14 protein-coding genes, 1 tRNA gene, 2 rRNA genes, 1 other RNA gene and 1 other annotated feature (2 of these 19 running past the window's edge) are annotated in these 15,000 nt (G+C 38.5%); of the genes, 14 read left to right on the plus strand and 4 right to left on the minus strand.

The window, feature by feature from the left end:
* A 23S ribosomal RNA gene (locus AC3EMB_RS00050) occupies positions 1-1,354 on the plus strand (it extends 1,568 nt beyond the left edge of the window).
* A 49-nt stretch (positions 1,355-1,403) separates the two neighbouring features.
* Positions 1,404-1,519, plus strand: a 5S ribosomal RNA gene (gene rrf / locus AC3EMB_RS00055).
* A 35-nt stretch (positions 1,520-1,554) separates the two neighbouring features.
* Here rrf and AC3EMB_RS00060 read toward each other — a convergent pair.
* Positions 1,555-2,556, minus strand: a complete 1,002-nt coding sequence (locus AC3EMB_RS00060; RefSeq protein WP_000554285.1) for a YaaC family protein — start codon at positions 2,554-2,556, stop codon at positions 1,555-1,557.
* A gap of 115 nt (positions 2,557-2,671) precedes the next feature.
* Here AC3EMB_RS00060 and guaB point away from each other — a divergent pair, with 115 nt between their 5' ends.
* The 7 genes from guaB (at position 2,672) to AC3EMB_RS00095 (ending at position 9,622) form a co-directional block, all read left to right on the plus strand.
* Complete coding sequence (gene guaB / locus AC3EMB_RS00065; protein WP_000264089.1) at positions 2,672-4,135, plus strand: IMP dehydrogenase; 1,464 nt, start codon at positions 2,672-2,674, stop codon at positions 4,133-4,135.
* A gap of 113 nt (positions 4,136-4,248) precedes the next feature.
* A complete protein-coding gene (dacA, locus tag AC3EMB_RS00070) occupies positions 4,249-5,556 on the plus strand; it encodes a D-alanyl-D-alanine carboxypeptidase DacA (protein WP_125653127.1) in 1,308 nt (435 codons plus the stop codon).
* Positions 5,557-5,717: 161 nt separating this feature from the next.
* Complete coding sequence (gene pdxS, locus AC3EMB_RS00075; protein ID WP_000186154.1) at positions 5,718-6,605, plus strand: pyridoxal 5'-phosphate synthase lyase subunit PdxS; 888 nt, start codon at positions 5,718-5,720, stop codon at positions 6,603-6,605.
* Positions 6,606-6,623: 18 nt separating this feature from the next.
* Positions 6,624-7,214 (plus strand): pyridoxal 5'-phosphate synthase glutaminase subunit PdxT, encoded by a 591-nt coding sequence (gene pdxT / locus AC3EMB_RS00080; RefSeq protein ID WP_000238785.1) that lies wholly within the window; start codon positions 6,624-6,626, stop codon positions 7,212-7,214.
* Positions 7,215-7,268: 54 nt separating this feature from the next.
* Positions 7,269-7,490: a binding site (T-box leader), on the plus strand.
* Positions 7,491-7,541: 51 nt separating this feature from the next.
* Positions 7,542-8,816, plus strand: a complete 1,275-nt coding sequence (serS, locus tag AC3EMB_RS00085; protein ID WP_000884174.1) for a serine--tRNA ligase — start codon at positions 7,542-7,544, stop codon at positions 8,814-8,816.
* 154 nt (positions 8,817-8,970) lie between these two features.
* Positions 8,971-9,063 (plus strand) — tRNA-Ser (locus tag AC3EMB_RS00090).
* Between the two features lie 166 nt (positions 9,064-9,229).
* Positions 9,230-9,622 carry a sigma factor-like helix-turn-helix DNA-binding protein gene (locus tag AC3EMB_RS00095; RefSeq protein WP_000364192.1) on the plus strand — a complete coding sequence of 131 codons (393 nt, stop codon included), beginning with the start codon at positions 9,230-9,232 and terminating at the stop codon, positions 9,620-9,622.
* Positions 9,623-9,657: 35 nt separating this feature from the next.
* Here AC3EMB_RS00095 and AC3EMB_RS00100 read toward each other — a convergent pair whose 3' ends face one another.
* From AC3EMB_RS00100 to AC3EMB_RS00110, 3 genes are all read right to left on the minus strand, one after another.
* Positions 9,658-10,326, minus strand: a complete 669-nt coding sequence (locus AC3EMB_RS00100) for a deoxynucleoside kinase (protein WP_001053585.1) — start codon at positions 10,324-10,326, stop codon at positions 9,658-9,660.
* Between the two features lie 2 nt (positions 10,327-10,328).
* Complete coding sequence (locus tag AC3EMB_RS00105; protein WP_000148218.1) at positions 10,329-10,964, minus strand: deoxynucleoside kinase; 636 nt, start codon at positions 10,962-10,964, stop codon at positions 10,329-10,331.
* Positions 10,965-11,089: 125 nt separating this feature from the next.
* Positions 11,090-11,629 (minus strand): cysteine hydrolase family protein, encoded by a 540-nt coding sequence (locus AC3EMB_RS00110; RefSeq protein WP_053563255.1) that lies wholly within the window; start codon positions 11,627-11,629, stop codon positions 11,090-11,092.
* 109 nt (positions 11,630-11,738) lie between these two features.
* Between AC3EMB_RS00110 and tadA the strand changes: the two genes are divergently transcribed.
* The 5 genes from tadA to recR form a co-directional block, all read left to right on the plus strand.
* Positions 11,739-12,239 (plus strand): tRNA adenosine(34) deaminase TadA, encoded by a 501-nt coding sequence (tadA, locus tag AC3EMB_RS00115; protein WP_000434330.1) that lies wholly within the window; start codon positions 11,739-11,741, stop codon positions 12,237-12,239.
* A gap of 79 nt (positions 12,240-12,318) precedes the next feature.
* Positions 12,319-12,583, plus strand: an RNA gene (gene ffs / locus AC3EMB_RS00120) — signal recognition particle sRNA large type.
* Between the two features lie 132 nt (positions 12,584-12,715).
* Entirely contained in the window at positions 12,716-14,404 is a 1,689-nt protein-coding gene (dnaX, locus tag AC3EMB_RS00125) for a DNA polymerase III subunit gamma/tau (RefSeq protein WP_000121561.1), read from the plus strand.
* A gap of 25 nt (positions 14,405-14,429) precedes the next feature.
* The gene (locus AC3EMB_RS00130) at positions 14,430-14,756 is read left to right on the plus strand and encodes a YbaB/EbfC family nucleoid-associated protein (protein WP_014894853.1); all 327 of its coding nucleotides are present in this window, start codon (positions 14,430-14,432) and stop codon (positions 14,754-14,756) included.
* A gap of 14 nt (positions 14,757-14,770) precedes the next feature.
* Positions 14,771-15,000, plus strand: partial view of a recombination protein RecR gene (gene recR / locus AC3EMB_RS00135; protein WP_000559169.1) — the start only. Its footprint extends 367 nt past the window's final position; the window shows 230 of its 597 coding nt (coding positions 1-230); the start codon lies at positions 14,771-14,773; the stop codon falls past the right edge of the window.

Here is a 15,000-nt window from a genome sequence, read left to right on the forward strand (position 1 = left end):
CTGTGATGGGGAAGCTCCTTATGGAGCGAAGTCTTTGATTCCCCGCTGCCAAGAAAAGCTTCTAGCGAGATAAAAGGTGCCTGTACCGCAAACCGACACAGGTAGGCGAGGAGAGAATCCTAAGGTGTGCGAGAGAACTCTGGTTAAGGAACTCGGCAAAATGACCCCGTAACTTCGGGAGAAGGGGTGCTTTCTTAACGGAAAGCCGCAGTGAATAGGCCCAAGCGACTGTTTAGCAAAAACACAGCTCTCTGCGAAGCCGTAAGGCGAAGTATAGGGGGTGACACCTGCCCGGTGCTGGAAGGTTAAGGAGAGGGGTTAGCGTAAGCGAAGCTCTGAACTGAAGCCCCAGTAAACGGCGGCCGTAACTATAACGGTCCTAAGGTAGCGAAATTCCTTGTCGGGTAAGTTCCGACCCGCACGAAAGGTGTAACGATTTGGGCACTGTCTCAACCAGAGACTCGGTGAAATTATAGTACCTGTGAAGATGCAGGTTACCCGCGACAGGACGGAAAGACCCCGTGGAGCTTTACTGTAGCCTGATATTGAATTTTGGTACAGTTTGTACAGGATAGGCGGGAGCCATTGAAACCGGAGCGCTAGCTTCGGTGGAGGCGCTGGTGGGATACCGCCCTGACTGTATTGAAATTCTAACCTACGGGTCTTATCGACCCGGGAGACAGTGTCAGGTGGGCAGTTTGACTGGGGCGGTCGCCTCCTAAAGTGTAACGGAGGCGCCCAAAGGTTCCCTCAGAATGGTTGGAAATCATTCGTAGAGTGCAAAGGCATAAGGGAGCTTGACTGCGAGACCTACAAGTCGAGCAGGGACGAAAGTCGGGCTTAGTGATCCGGTGGTTCCGCATGGAAGGGCCATCGCTCAACGGATAAAAGCTACCCCGGGGATAACAGGCTTATCTCCCCCAAGAGTCCACATCGACGGGGAGGTTTGGCACCTCGATGTCGGCTCATCGCATCCTGGGGCTGTAGTCGGTCCCAAGGGTTGGGCTGTTCGCCCATTAAAGCGGTACGCGAGCTGGGTTCAGAACGTCGTGAGACAGTTCGGTCCCTATCCGTCGTGGGCGTAGGAAATTTGAGAGGAGCTGTCCTTAGTACGAGAGGACCGGGATGGACGCACCGCTGGTGTACCAGTTGTTCTGCCAAGGGCATAGCTGGGTAGCTATGTGCGGAAGGGATAAGTGCTGAAAGCATCTAAGCATGAAGCCCCCCTCAAGATGAGATTTCCCATAGCGTAAGCTAGTAAGATCCCTGAAAGATGATCAGGTTGATAGGTTCGAGGTGGAAGCATGGTGACATGTGGAGCTGACGAATACTAATAGATCGAGGACTTAACCATATAATATGTAGCAAATGTTATCTAGTTTTGAAGGAATATGCCTTCATAGTTTGGTGATGATGGCAGAGAGGTCACACCCGTTCCCATACCGAACACGGAAGTTAAGCTCTCTAGCGCCGATGGTAGTTGGGACCTTGTCCCTGTGAGAGTAGGACGTCGCCAAGCAACTAAAAACACAAGTCTTTTGACTTGTGTTTTTTTTATTTCCCATGAAATAGGTTAGGTTCTGTTAGTAAAAATGATGAAATATAGTAAGGGATTTTTTGAGCAGAAATATTAAGAAATTGATAAATAAATGGATAATCTTCAGAGCCATAGCTTCCAAGTAAGTCATACCACCAATCTGTTTCATATCTAGAAATCATGCTTAAATTATAGAGCAATAAATAATGAACGAGGAGTTCAGGTAATACTGGTTTAGGATTTCTAGGATCAGTTGTAAGTGGTAAATAATAAGTATTAGTAAGGTATTCATAGTATAAAGGAGTACTGTACATAGGATTCCATGATTGAATTGGCGCCGTAAAAAGTAAATTCGATTCATTAGTTTTCTCAGGTACATGTTGCATTGATAAATGCTTACAAGATGTTTCAATGTAGCGAGAAAATCTCTCTTTAGTCATATGTAATCGATCTAGTAGGTCTCCTGAAAAGGACAGCTCATTTTTAATTGTTGAATCGATTTTATATAAAGTTGATCCTTTTTGACTATAGCGGAACAAATTTTGTAATTCTGGAATATTTCCCATTAGTTCTAACATGTTAAATTTTTCTGCTTCTAAGTGTTTCATGTGAAACAGTTGTTCTGCAACATGAGTAAACAATCCGTTTTTTTGTACCTTCACCTCATCTTCTAAAAATTGATACCCTTGTTTTTTTCGTTTGCGAGTTGTAACGCCATGAGCTAAAACAGTAGTGGATTCAGGATAGTTAGGATCAATGGTTAGTAGACATGCTTTAAAAAGTTGGCTAATTCCATAAAATAACAACATTGGTTGAATGGAAAATGGAGCTGTCTTATATAATTCATAATAATTTTTCCCGTGTTCTAAGTAATAAATAAAGGGATAACAATTTTCAAAACTTTTTTTTTCGGCATCCTGAATAGAGGATTTTTCATAACAACGGGCAAGATAACGTTGTACGTTTTGAGATGAAAAAAAGAAACTTAACTGCTGCCAAGTGCAAGATGTTTGATGCATATATTACGCTCCTTTTATTGTCTAAAAATTCTAACATATATATACGTCCTTGACAGTATTTTAACCAATTGATAAGCTACTAATAATAATTTCTGGTATCATAGGGGGAACAATTATGTGGGAATCTAAATTTGTTAAAGAAGGTTTGACTTTTGATGATGTATTACTTGTACCAGCTAGGTCAGATATATTACCAAGAGAAGTAAGTGTTAAAACAGTTTTATCTGAAAGCTTACAGCTAAACATCCCGTTAATTAGTGCAGGAATGGATACAGTAACAGAAGCTGACATGGCTATTGCAATGGCTCGCCAAGGTGGTTTAGGAATTATTCATAAGAATATGTCTATTGAGCAACAAGCAGAGCAAGTTGATAAAGTAAAGCGCTCTGAAAGCGGCGTTATTTCAGATCCTTTCTTCTTAACTCCAGAACATCAAGTATATGATGCAGAACATCTTATGGGAAAATATCGTATCTCAGGTGTACCGGTTGTAAATAATTTAGATGAGCGAAAATTAGTTGGTATTATTACAAACCGTGATATGCGCTTCATCCAAGACTACTCAATCAAAATTTCTGACGTAATGACAAAAGAACAATTAATTACAGCTCCAGTTGGTACTACACTGGAAGAAGCTGAAAAGATCCTACAAAAGTATAAAATTGAAAAACTCCCTCTTGTTGATAATAACGGTGTATTACAAGGGCTGATTACAATAAAAGATATTGAAAAAGTAATTGAATTCCCAAACTCTGCTAAAGATAAGCAAGGACGCTTATTAGTTGGAGCGGCAGTTGGTGTAACAGCTGATGCTATGCTTCGTATCGATGCATTAGTAAAAGCTAGTGTAGATGCAATTGTACTTGATACAGCTCATGGGCATTCTAAAGGCGTTATTGATAAGGTAAAAGAAGTTCGTGCTAAATATCCATCATTAAATATTATCGCTGGAAATGTTGCTACAGCTGAAGCAACGAAAGCATTAATTGAAGCTGGTGCAAACGTAGTTAAAGTTGGTATTGGACCAGGTTCTATTTGTACAACACGTGTTGTAGCTGGTGTTGGTGTACCACAATTAACAGCAGTTTATGATTGTGCAACCGAAGCTCGTAAACACGGTATTCCAGTTATTGCTGATGGCGGTGTTAAGTACTCTGGTGATATGGTTAAAGCTTTAGCAGCAGGAGCACATGTTGTTATGCTAGGTAGTATGTTTGCTGGTGTTGCCGAAAGTCCTGGAGAAACTGAAATTTACCAAGGTCGTCAATTTAAAGTGTATCGTGGTATGGGTTCTGTCGGTGCGATGGAAAAAGGAAGTAAAGATCGTTACTTCCAAGAAGGAAATAAAAAACTTGTTCCAGAAGGTATTGAAGGACGAGTACCATATAAAGGACCTTTAGCAGATACGGTTCACCAATTAGTTGGTGGCTTACGTGCAGGTATGGGATATTGCGGAGCACAGGATTTAGAATTCTTACGCGAAAATGCACAATTCATTCGTATGTCAGGTGCAGGCTTACGTGAAAGTCATCCTCATCACGTACAAATTACAAAAGAGGCTCCAAACTACTCATTATAATGTCTTATATACAAATAGACAGAGATTTGATATCTCTGTCTATTTTTTTTTGATTATGTTAGAATAACGGTTATGTGAGTACATAGATATTGGGGGTAGCAAAAGTGAAAGGTATGTTTTGCAAAAGATTCATTGCTTTGGTAACAGTGCTTACACTAGCTTGTAGCATTTTTATGCCATATAGCAATGCATCAGCTGAAACAGGAGCCGCTTTAAACATTGAAGCAGGCGCGGCAATTTTAGTAGAAGCGAATTCTGGGAAAATTTTATATCAAAAGAATGCAGATGAATTATTATCCATTGCTAGTATGACAAAGATGATGAGTGAATATTTAGTTCACGAAGCAGTGGATAAAGGAAAACTTAAGTGGGACCAGAAAATTAAGGTTTCTGAATATGCATATAAGGTTTCACAAGATGCTTCATTATCAAATGTTGCATTAGAAAATGGTGGCTCTTATACAGTAAAAGAGTTATATGAGGCAATGGCAATCTTTTCTGCAAATGGTGCAACAATTGCATTAGCAGAAGCAATTGCAGGTAAAGAAGTAGATTTCGTAAAAATGATGAATGATAAATCGAAAGAACTAGGGTTGAAAAATTATAAATTTGTCAATTCTACAGGTTTAACGAATAAAGATTTAAAGGGAATGCACCCTGAAGGAACAACAGCAGATGAAGAAAATAAAATGTCTGCAAAGGATGTTGCAACTTTAGCACAACATTTAATTAAAGATTATCCAAAAGTGTTAGATACAGCAAAAATTCCTAAAAAAGAATTCCGTCCAGAAAAAGAGAAGTTTGCAATGTCAAACTGGAACTGGATGTTAAAGGGCTTAGTTAAAGAATATGATGGCGTAGATGGTCTGAAAACAGGCTCAACTCCAGAAGCAGGAGATTGCTTCACTGGTACGGTTGAAAGAAACGGTATGCGTTTTATTTCTGTAGTTATTAAAACAAGTTCTCATACAGCACGTTTTGATGAAACAAAGAAGCTATATGATTATGGATTTGCTAACTTTGAAGTGAAACAAATGTATAAAAAAGGTTCTTCAGTAAAAGGACAAGAAACAGTAAGAGTAGAAAATGCGAAAGATAAAGATGTAGCAGTTCAAACGAAACAAGCTATTTCACTTCCAGTGCCAAAAGGAAGTAAAGATGTTTATAAAACAGAATTAAAAGAATCAAGTAAGGGACAAGAAGCACCTATTAAAAAGGGAGCTGCGCTTGGTCAAATGGTAATTACGCCAAAAGATACAAACGACCCTGGATTTTTAACTGGTAAGTCGTTGCAAGTGGATCTTGTAACAACATCTGAAGTAGAAGAAGCAAACTGGTTTACTCGTGCTATGCGCGGAATTGGTTCATTCTTTAGTGGTATGTGGAATAGTGCTGTTGATACAGTAAAAGGTTGGTTTTAGAAGCTCCTCATGGTAGGGGCTTTTTTTTTATTCCTATTTTTCATACCGACTTTATGAAAAAGTAGTAGACAAGCATCTGATAGTTAGTGGTAGAATGTAAGAGTATTCTTAATTTTCGCCTTTAACGGGGGAAAGCAATTCACCTAGGGGGGTTTTTGTACATGACAAATGTAACAGGGACAGAGCGTGTAAAACGTGGAATGGCAGAAATGCAAAAAGGCGGCGTTATTATGGACGTAATTAACGCTGAACAAGCAAAAATTGCAGAAGAGGCAGGCGCAGTTGCCGTTATGGCATTAGAGCGTGTACCAGCAGACATTCGTGCAGCAGGTGGCGTTTCTCGTATGGCAGACCCAACAATCGTTGAAGAAGTTATGGGTGCAGTGTCAATTCCGGTTATGGCAAAATGCCGTATCGGTCACCTTGTAGAAGCACGTGTATTAGAATCATTAGGGGTAGACTATATCGATGAGAGTGAAGTATTAACTCCTGCTGATGAAGTATACCATTTAAATAAACGTGATTACACAGTTCCATTTGTATGTGGTTGCCGTGATATCGGAGAAGCTGCACGTCGTATTGCAGAAGGTGCATCTATGCTTCGTACAAAAGGTGAACCAGGAACAGGAAACATTGTAGAGGCAGTGCGTCATATGCGCCAAGTCAATGCAGAAATCCGTCAAGTTGCGAGTCTACGTGAAGATGAGTTAATGACATATGCAAAAAATACTGGTGCTCCTTACGAAGTATTACTTGAAATTAAACGTCTTGGTCGCTTACCAGTTGTAAACTTTGCGGCAGGTGGTATAGCAACGCCAGCAGATGCTGCATTAATGATGCAACTTGGTGCTGATGGGGTATTTGTTGGATCTGGTATCTTCAAATCAGAAAACCCAGAGAGATTTGCACGTGCAATTGTTGAAGCAACGACTCATTATGAAGATTACGAACTAATTGCAAGTCTTTCTAAAGGATTAGGTAATGCAATGAAGGGTATCGAAATTTCAACGTTATTACCAGAACAACGCATGCAAGAGCGTGGATGGTAATTAAAGGAGAACTTTAAAATGGTGAAAATCGGTGTACTAGGTCTTCAAGGTGCAGTTCGTGAACATGTAAAATCAGTTGAAGCAAGTGGTGCAGAAGCTGTTGTTGTAAAGCGTATAGAGCAACTTGAAGAGATTGATGGTCTTATTTTACCAGGCGGTGAAAGTACAACAATGCGCCGTCTTATTGATAAGTATGCTTTCATGGAACCACTTCGCACATTTGCAAAGTCTGGTAAACCAATGTTTGGTACATGTGCAGGGATGATTCTTCTTGCGAAAACACTTATTGGCTATGAAGAAGCACATATTGGTGCTATGGATATTACAGTTGAGCGCAATGCGTTCGGACGCCAAAAGGATAGTTTTGAAGCTGCGCTTTCAATTGAAGGCGTGGGTGAAGACTTCGTTGGTGTATTTATCCGTGCGCCGTATGTTGTAGAAGTAGCTGATAATGTTGAAGTGCTTTCTAAGCATGGTGACCGAATGGTAGCGGTAAGACAAGATCAGTTTTTAGCTGCTTCATTCCATCCAGAATTAACAGATGATCATCGTGTAACAGCATACTTTGTTGAAATGGTAAAAGAAGCGAAAATGAAAAAAGTTGTATAAGTAACTTGCAACTTGTATAAGATTATAGTAAATTGATGGTAACAATTTTATAAAATAAGCGTGTTGATAGGAAATAGTAACAAATGTTGTTTCTTATAGAGAGTCGATGGTTGGTGGAAATCGATAGAAACAGTTTGTGAATCCATCCTGGAATGGAATGTGGAACATCTTTTGGATTAGTAAGCATTCCCGGTGAAGAGCCGTTATTTCTACTTGAGAGGAAAGCGGTAATGCTTTCAACTAGGGTGGCAACGCGGGTTAACTCCCGTCCCTTTATATAGGGACGGGAGTTTTTTGTGTTTTATAAAATAAAAGGAGGAGTATATAATGCTTGATATTAAATTTTTACGTACAAACTTTGAAGAAGTAAAAGCGAAATTACAGCATAGAGGTGAAGATCTAACTGATTTCGGACGTTTTGAAGAACTTGATACGAGAAGAAGAGAACTACTTGTTCAGACAGAAGAATTAAAAAGTAAACGTAATGAAGTGTCTCAACAAATCTCTGTATTAAAGCGCGAAAAGAAAGATGCAGAAGCTCTAATTTTAGAAATGCGTGAGGTTGGAGAAAAAGTAAAGGATTTTGATAACGAACTTCGCACAGTTGAAGAAGACTTAGAAAGATTAATGTTATCTATTCCAAATATCCCTCATGAGTCTGCTCCAGTCGGTGAAACAGAGGATGATAATGTAGTAGCGCGTACTTGGGGAGAAGTAAAAGAATTTACTTTTGAACCAAAACCACATTGGGATCTTGCTACTGATTTAGGAATTTTAGATTTTGAACGCGCTGGGAAAGTAACAGGAAGCCGCTTCGTATTTTACAAAGGTGCTGGTGCAAGATTAGAGCGTGCTTTAATTAGCTTTATGCTTGATCTTCATACTGATGAGCATGGATATGAAGAAGTATTACCTCCATATATGGTAAACCGTGCAAGTATGACAGGAACAGGACAACTTCCAAAGTTTGAAGAAGATGCATTCCGTATTGAAAGTGAAGATTATTTCTTAATTCCAACAGCTGAAGTACCTGTAACGAATATGCATCGTGATGAGATTTTAAATAAAGAGCAATTGCCTATAAGATATGCTGCATTTAGCTCTTGCTTCCGCTCTGAAGCAGGTTCAGCTGGTCGCGATACACGCGGTTTAATTCGCCAGCATCAGTTCAATAAAGTAGAGCTTGTGAAGTTCGTAAAACCAGAAGATTCTTATGAAGAGTTAGAAAAATTAACAAATGATGCAGAACGCGTGTTACAATTATTAGAGTTGCCATATCGCGTTATGAGCATGTGCACAGGCGATTTAGGATTTACAGCAGCGAAGAAATACGATATTGAAGTATGGATTCCAAGCTATGGCACATATCGTGAAATTTCTTCTTGTAGTAATTTTGAAGCTTTCCAAGCGAGACGTGCAAATATCCGTTTCCGCCGTGAGCCAAATGGAAAACCAGAACATGTCCATACATTAAATGGATCTGGTCTTGCAATTGGACGTACGGTTGCAGCTATTTTAGAGAACTACCAACAAGAAGATGGTACAATTATAATTCCAGAAGTTCTTCGCCCTTATATGGGAGGAAAAACAGTTATTAAGTAAATTTAAACATTCATCGGTATGAGTGATTGGTAATTATGAGCGTTGTCAGTACTGTAATGTAGGAAGGGGAAAGTAAAATTTTCCTTTCCTCATAATTTATTTTAGTAGGGTTGACTAACTGTTTTTCTTTTGATATTATATTTGATGTCAATATGGAGGTATACCCAAGTCTGGCTGAAGGGATCGGTCTTGAAAACCGACAGGCGGCGAGAGTCGCGCGGGGGTTCGAATCCCTCTACCTCCTCCAGATATAATTGACAACAGCGCATATAAGTGGAGATTGGAGAACTCGTTACCAACACGTAACGAGTTTTTATTTTAAAACCAATCATAAAGTATGGTGTAAGGTAATTTTGTCCTTATTACACACTCATATTCCGATGATTATCTTCATAGATATGAAAGGAGTCAACATGGATCTTATTATACAAACGTTTCCTTTAGATGGAAAAACTTTATATTATGTACAATGTCCTGTCTGTAAGAACAATAGAATTTTAAACAGTGGTGCAAACGTATCACGCATTATTAGTGATGATACATTCCGTAAACTTTGTGGTTGTACTTGTGATGTAAAACCAGCTACGAATAAAGTAGAGGTGCCAAAACAAGTTAAAAAAGCAGCTGTAAAGAAAGAAGCGGCTCCAAAACGTACAGGTAAAGTATTAACGGCAGTAATTAATGGGAAAGAAATGACTGTTAAAGAGATTGCTGAAGCATACGATATTAGTACAAGTACTGTTCGTCAGCGTATTAACGCAGGAAAACCTGAGAGTGAAATTATTGCTCCAACAAAGAAGAAGTAATTTAATAGGAAAACCCGTGCATATGCACGGGTTTTTTATTTTACAAGTTTACGTGTTTGTTTTAAAAAATGGCCAATTTTTTTAATGATTGGTTCGATTGAATCCCCATCTTTTAAAATATCGTACTCATTAATATTTAAGCGTAATACAGGGCATGAATTAAAGTTGTTAATCCAGTTTTCATAACGTCCATGCATTTCTTTCCAGTACTCAATTGGCGTTTGCTGTTCCATTGGGCGTCCGCGTTCTTGAATACGATCGACAATATCATCGAAAGAACCTTCTAAGTAAATTAATAAGTCTGGATGAGGGAAGTAAGGAGTCATGACCATAGCGTCAAATAACCCTTTGTATGTTTCATAATCAGTTTCCGTCATCGTACCTTTTTCATGATGCATCTTTGCGAAAATTCCAGTGTCTTCGTAAATAGAACGATCTTGAACAAAACCGCCACCGTATTCAAAAATTCTTTTTTGTTCCTTAAATCGTTCTGCTAAAAAGTACACTTGTAGGTGGAAGCTCCAGCGAGTGAAGTCCGCATAGAACTTGTCCAAGTATGGATTGGAATCTACTTTTTCAAATGATGTGCGATAACCTAAAGCATTAGCTAATGCAGTTGTCATAGTTGATTTACCCACACCTACCGTTCCGGCGATAGTGATTACTGCGTCATTGGGTATATCATATTTTTGCCTTAAATTCATTATTATTTCGACTCCTTTAAGAGAGTATTTTGAAGGGCGGATAGGATGACGTTTAAATCATCAGGATTTTTTACAAAATCCATATCGTCTCCATTAAATTTCAATACTGGTATTTCCGGATGATCTTTTTTAAAAGCATCCATTGCTGTTTCATAATCTTTTGTGAGCTGTAGTAAGTAATTTGGATCCATGTTTTTTTCAAATTCTCTTCCGCGCATGGCGATTCGTTTTTGCAATGTTTCTAGGCTAGCTGTTAAATAAACAATGACGTTTGGCACAGGCATATCTTGTGTAAGGATACGATAAATTTGCATGTACTTGTCATATTGAGAGTCTTTTAATGTGCGGGATGCAAAAATTAAATTTTTAAAGATATGGTAATCCGCTACTACTGGTTTCCTTTGATTCAAATACTTTATGTTAATATCTTCTAATTGTTTGTATCTATTACAAAGAAAGAACATCTCTGTTTGAAAACTCCATTCGTCGATGTCTTCATAGAACTTTCCTAAAAAGGGATTTTCATCAACAATCTCTTTTAGTAAGTGGAGTTGCATGTGAGTTGAAATTTCCTTCGCAAGTGAAGTTTTTCCAACACCAATTGGTCCTTCAACCGTGATAAATGGTACTCCGGTCACGCTGTTTCCTCCTTTCAATCAGTGATTTACCGTGACTACTAAAAACACAAAACAGAATTATTGTAGCACAAGAGGGAAGCGAGCGGGTTAATTTGATATAAAAAGTTAGAAAATAGATATATGTATTAATTAAATTTTATTTTGGATGACGATGTTATATTTGCTTTCAATGTAGTTTCCATTATTTTTAAAGCATGTATATTATCTTGGTCGTTGTTAGAGGCGATACAATCCTGTGGTACATACAATGTATAATTTCTCATATGGGCATCATTAGCTGTAAATAGGATACATATATTTCCGGCAACTCCTGTTAATATTAGATTTTCTATTTTTAAATAACCTAGTAATGAATTTAAAGGTGTTTCATAAAAAGCGGAATAATGTGGTTTAATAAAAATGTAATCATCAGAACTTGGAGCAATCTTATGGATTATATTTTCGCTATATTTATTTGTGCAATGAGTAATAAGTTGGTCGATATCAGATCTCCAAAGTTGATAATGGTCATTAACGTAAATTATAGGATAGCCGAAGGATTTCATTTTTTTCTTTAATTGTAAAATAGGGTTTGTGATAGTCTCACATTTTTGAGCTAGAATGGGTCCGTGGGAAAATTGAAAGTCATTAATCATATCGATAATGAGCAAGGCGGTATTTTTCATATGTAATCCCCTCTCTTTTTTCTTTTAGGGTGGATTGAATATGTAAAAGTTATCCCCTGTGTAGTAAATGGAAATAAGTGTACTTTATTTGTAATGAAAGGACTATGTTATGGAACAAGATCAAGATATTTATTTTATGCAATTAGCGATAGAAGAAGCCAAAAAGGCAGAGGAAATACAGGAAGTGCCAATTGGAGCAGTTATAGTGTTAGATGGTGAGGTAATTAGTGTTGCCCATAATTTAAGGGAAACTGAGCAAAGATCAATAGCTCATGCTGAGTTGCTAGCAATAGATGAGGCGTGTAAAAAATTAGGGACATGGCGTTTAGAAGATGCAACATTGTATGTAACATTAGAACCTTGTCCAATGTGTGCGGGTGGAATTGTTTTATCACGAGTGAAGCGAGTTGTATATGGTGCAAGTGATCCGAAGGGCGGGTGTGCAGGGACATTAATGAATCTTTTAACAGATGAACGCTTCAATCATCAATGTGAAGTAGTATCTGGTGTATTAGAGGAAGAATGCGGTACGTTGTTAACAAACTTTTTTAGAGAGCTTCGTAAAAAAAGAAAAGCGATAAAAAAATTAGAGAAAAATACTGGGAACTAACGTATTTGCATTTTATAAAGAAACAAGTTATACTGATAATGCCTTTAATGAAGGCAACCGAATATTGGTTTTAACTTTGCCGTGCTAAGCGGGGAGGTAGCGGTGCCCTATACTCGCAATCCGCTCTAGCGAGGCCGAATCCCCTCTCGAGGTTATGTTGCTGTAAGGTCTGCCTTAAGTAAGTGGTGTTGACGTTTGGGTCCTGCGCAACGGGACCCCGTGAACCTTGTCAGGTCCGGAAGGAAGCAGCAATAAGCGGGTCTTCTCGTGTGCCGCAGGAGTGCCTGAACCGAGCTAACTGCTTGAGTAACGCTTATGGTACGTAATCGACGGAGGGTGCACGGCAGTTATATATGTATACAAAACTCACCTTAATACAAAGGTGAGTTTTTTGTATAGAAAATAACTTTTGGAATCTATAAACAGAATGGGTTATAATAAATGAGATAATAACCTTTGAGGGAGGCCGTATTTTCGTGTCATACCAAGCGTTATACCGAACATGGAGACCGCAAAAGTTCGAAGATGTAGTCGGTCAAAAGCACGTGACAAAAACGTTGCAAAATGCCCTTCTTCAAGAGAAAGTTTCACATGCTTATTTATTTTCTGGTCCTAGGGGAACAGGAAAAACGACAATTGCAAAAGTATTTGCAAAAGCAATTAACTGTGAACATGCTCCGGTAGCTGAACCTTGTAATGAATGTCCTTCTTGTTTAGGAATTACACAAGGATCCATTTCAGATGTATTAGAAATTGATGCGGCTTCAAATAACGGTGTAGATGAAATTCGAGATATTAGAGATAAAGTAAAATATGCTCCAAGTGCTGTAGAATATAAAGTATACATTATTGATGAAGTTCACATGCTTTCTATGGGTGCATTCAATGCGCTTTTAAAAACCTTAGAAGAGCCGCCAGGACATGTTATCTTTATTTTGGCGACAACAGAACCTCATAAGATCCCGCCTACAATTATTTCGCGTTGTCAGCGTTTTGAATTCCGAAAAATATCAGTGAATGATATTGTTGAGAGATTATCAACGGTTGTGACAAACGAAGGTACGCAAGTGGAAGATGAAGCATTACAAATTGTTGCCCGTGCTGCTGAAGGTGGTATGCGTGACGCGCTTAGTCTTATTGATCAGGCTATATCTTATAGTGATGAGATTGTTACGACAGAAGATGTATTGGCCGTAACAGGATCTGTTTCTCAGCAATACTTAGGCAATTTAGTAGAATGCATACGTGAAAATGATGTATCAAGAGCATTACAGATCATAGATGAAATGATGAGTAAAGGGAAGGATCCAGTTCGTTTTATGGAGGATTTCATTTACTATTATCGTGATATGCTTTTATATCAAACTTCACCGCAACTAGAACATATGTTGGAACGAGTAATTGTAGATGATCAATTCCGTAAGTTGAGTGAAGAAATGCAACCGGAAGTGATCTATGAAATTATTCATACCCTTAGTAAGGGACAACAGGAAATGAAGTGGACAAATCATCCGCGTATTTTCTTAGAAGTTGTTATGGTGCAATTGTGTCAACAGTTTATGATGCAAGCAAACGGTACTGATCGTTTGCAAGCAATTATGAACAGGATGCAGCAATTGGAGAAAGAGTTAGAGCAAGTCAAAAAGAACGGTGTGCCAGCTGGTGTACAACAGGAAGTAAGAGAGACACGTGCAACACCAAAACCCGTACGAACAGGAAGTATGAAGATTCCTGTCGGGCGTGTAAATGAAGTATTAAAACAAGCGAAGCGTCAAGATTTAGAACAATTAAAAGCTGTATGGGGTGAGTTGTTAGGAAGACTCAAATCATATAACAAAGTAGCGTTTGCTGTTCTACTAGAAAATAGCGAACCAGTGGCAGCTTCAGATGACACTTACGTTTTAGCATTTCAATATGAGATTCACTGTAAGATGGCGAGCGAAAATCGAGAAGCTATGGATACAGTAGAACAAGCTTTATTTGAATTGCTAAGTAAAAGGTTAAATATGATTGCCATTCCAAAAAGTGAATGGGGTAAAATCCGTGAAGACTTTTTACAACGTGAAGGTGGAGAGTCTGAAGAAAGCCCGGAGAAAAAGGAAGACCCTCTTATAGAAGAGGCAGTGAAATTAGTAGGACAAGAACTCATTGAAATAAAAGAGTAATAATAATTAGGAGGAATTAATTATGATGCGTGGCGGAATGGGAAATATGAATAACATGATGAAACAAATGCAAAAGATGCAAAAAGACATGGCGAAAGCACAAGAAGAGCTTGGTGAAAAAACAGTTGAAGGTACAGCTGGCGGCGGAATGATTACAGTTATTGCAAATGGTCACAAGCAAATTCTTGAAGTGAAGATTAAAGAAGAGGTTGTAGATCCAGAGGATATCGAAATGTTACAAGACTTAGTGTTAGCTGCAACAAATGATGCACTTAAAAAGGCTGATGAGCTATCAAACTCTACGATGGGTAAATTTACAAAAGGCTTAAACTTACCAGGTGGAATGTTCTAGGAGGATATTGATACATGCATTATCCAGAACCAATATCAAAACTAATCGATAGTTTTATGAAGTTGCCAGGTATCGGACCGAAAACAGCGGTTCGATTGGCATTTTTCGTATTAGATATGAAAGAAGATGATGTGTTAGGTTTTGCGAAAGCACTTGTAAATGCGAAGCGAGATTTAGCGTATTGTTCTGTATGTGGACATATTACTGATCGTGATCCTTGTTATATTTGTAATGATTCGCATCG

Source organism: Bacillus sp. LQ16, assembly GCF_057784645.1.

What these genes read in the sequence shown, in the direction of transcription:
- AC3EMB_RS00100 (WP_001053585.1), bottom strand. Translation starts at nt 10,326, where the DNA reads ATGAATTTAAGGCAAAAATATGATATACCCAATGACGCAGTAATCACT.
- pdxT (WP_000238785.1), top strand. Translation starts at nt 6,624, where the DNA reads ATGGTGAAAATCGGTGTACTAGGTCTTCAAGGTGCAGTTCGTGAACAT.
- serS (WP_000884174.1), top strand. Translation starts at nt 7,542, where the DNA reads ATGCTTGATATTAAATTTTTACGTACAAACTTTGAAGAAGTAAAAGCG.
- dacA (WP_125653127.1), top strand. Translation starts at nt 4,249, where the DNA reads ATGTTTTGCAAAAGATTCATTGCTTTGGTAACAGTGCTTACACTAGCT.
- pdxS (WP_000186154.1), top strand. Translation starts at nt 5,718, where the DNA reads ATGACAAATGTAACAGGGACAGAGCGTGTAAAACGTGGAATGGCAGAA.
- guaB (WP_000264089.1), top strand. Translation starts at nt 2,672, where the DNA reads ATGTGGGAATCTAAATTTGTTAAAGAAGGTTTGACTTTTGATGATGTA.
- AC3EMB_RS00095 (WP_000364192.1), top strand. Translation starts at nt 9,230, where the DNA reads ATGGATCTTATTATACAAACGTTTCCTTTAGATGGAAAAACTTTATAT.
- AC3EMB_RS00130 (WP_014894853.1), top strand. Translation starts at nt 14,430, where the DNA reads ATGCGTGGCGGAATGGGAAATATGAATAACATGATGAAACAAATGCAA.
- AC3EMB_RS00110 (WP_053563255.1), bottom strand. Translation starts at nt 11,629, where the DNA reads ATGAAAAATACCGCCTTGCTCATTATCGATATGATTAATGACTTTCAA.
- AC3EMB_RS00060 (WP_000554285.1), bottom strand. Translation starts at nt 2,556, where the DNA reads ATGCATCAAACATCTTGCACTTGGCAGCAGTTAAGTTTCTTTTTTTCA.
- tadA (WP_000434330.1), top strand. Translation starts at nt 11,739, where the DNA reads ATGGAACAAGATCAAGATATTTATTTTATGCAATTAGCGATAGAAGAA.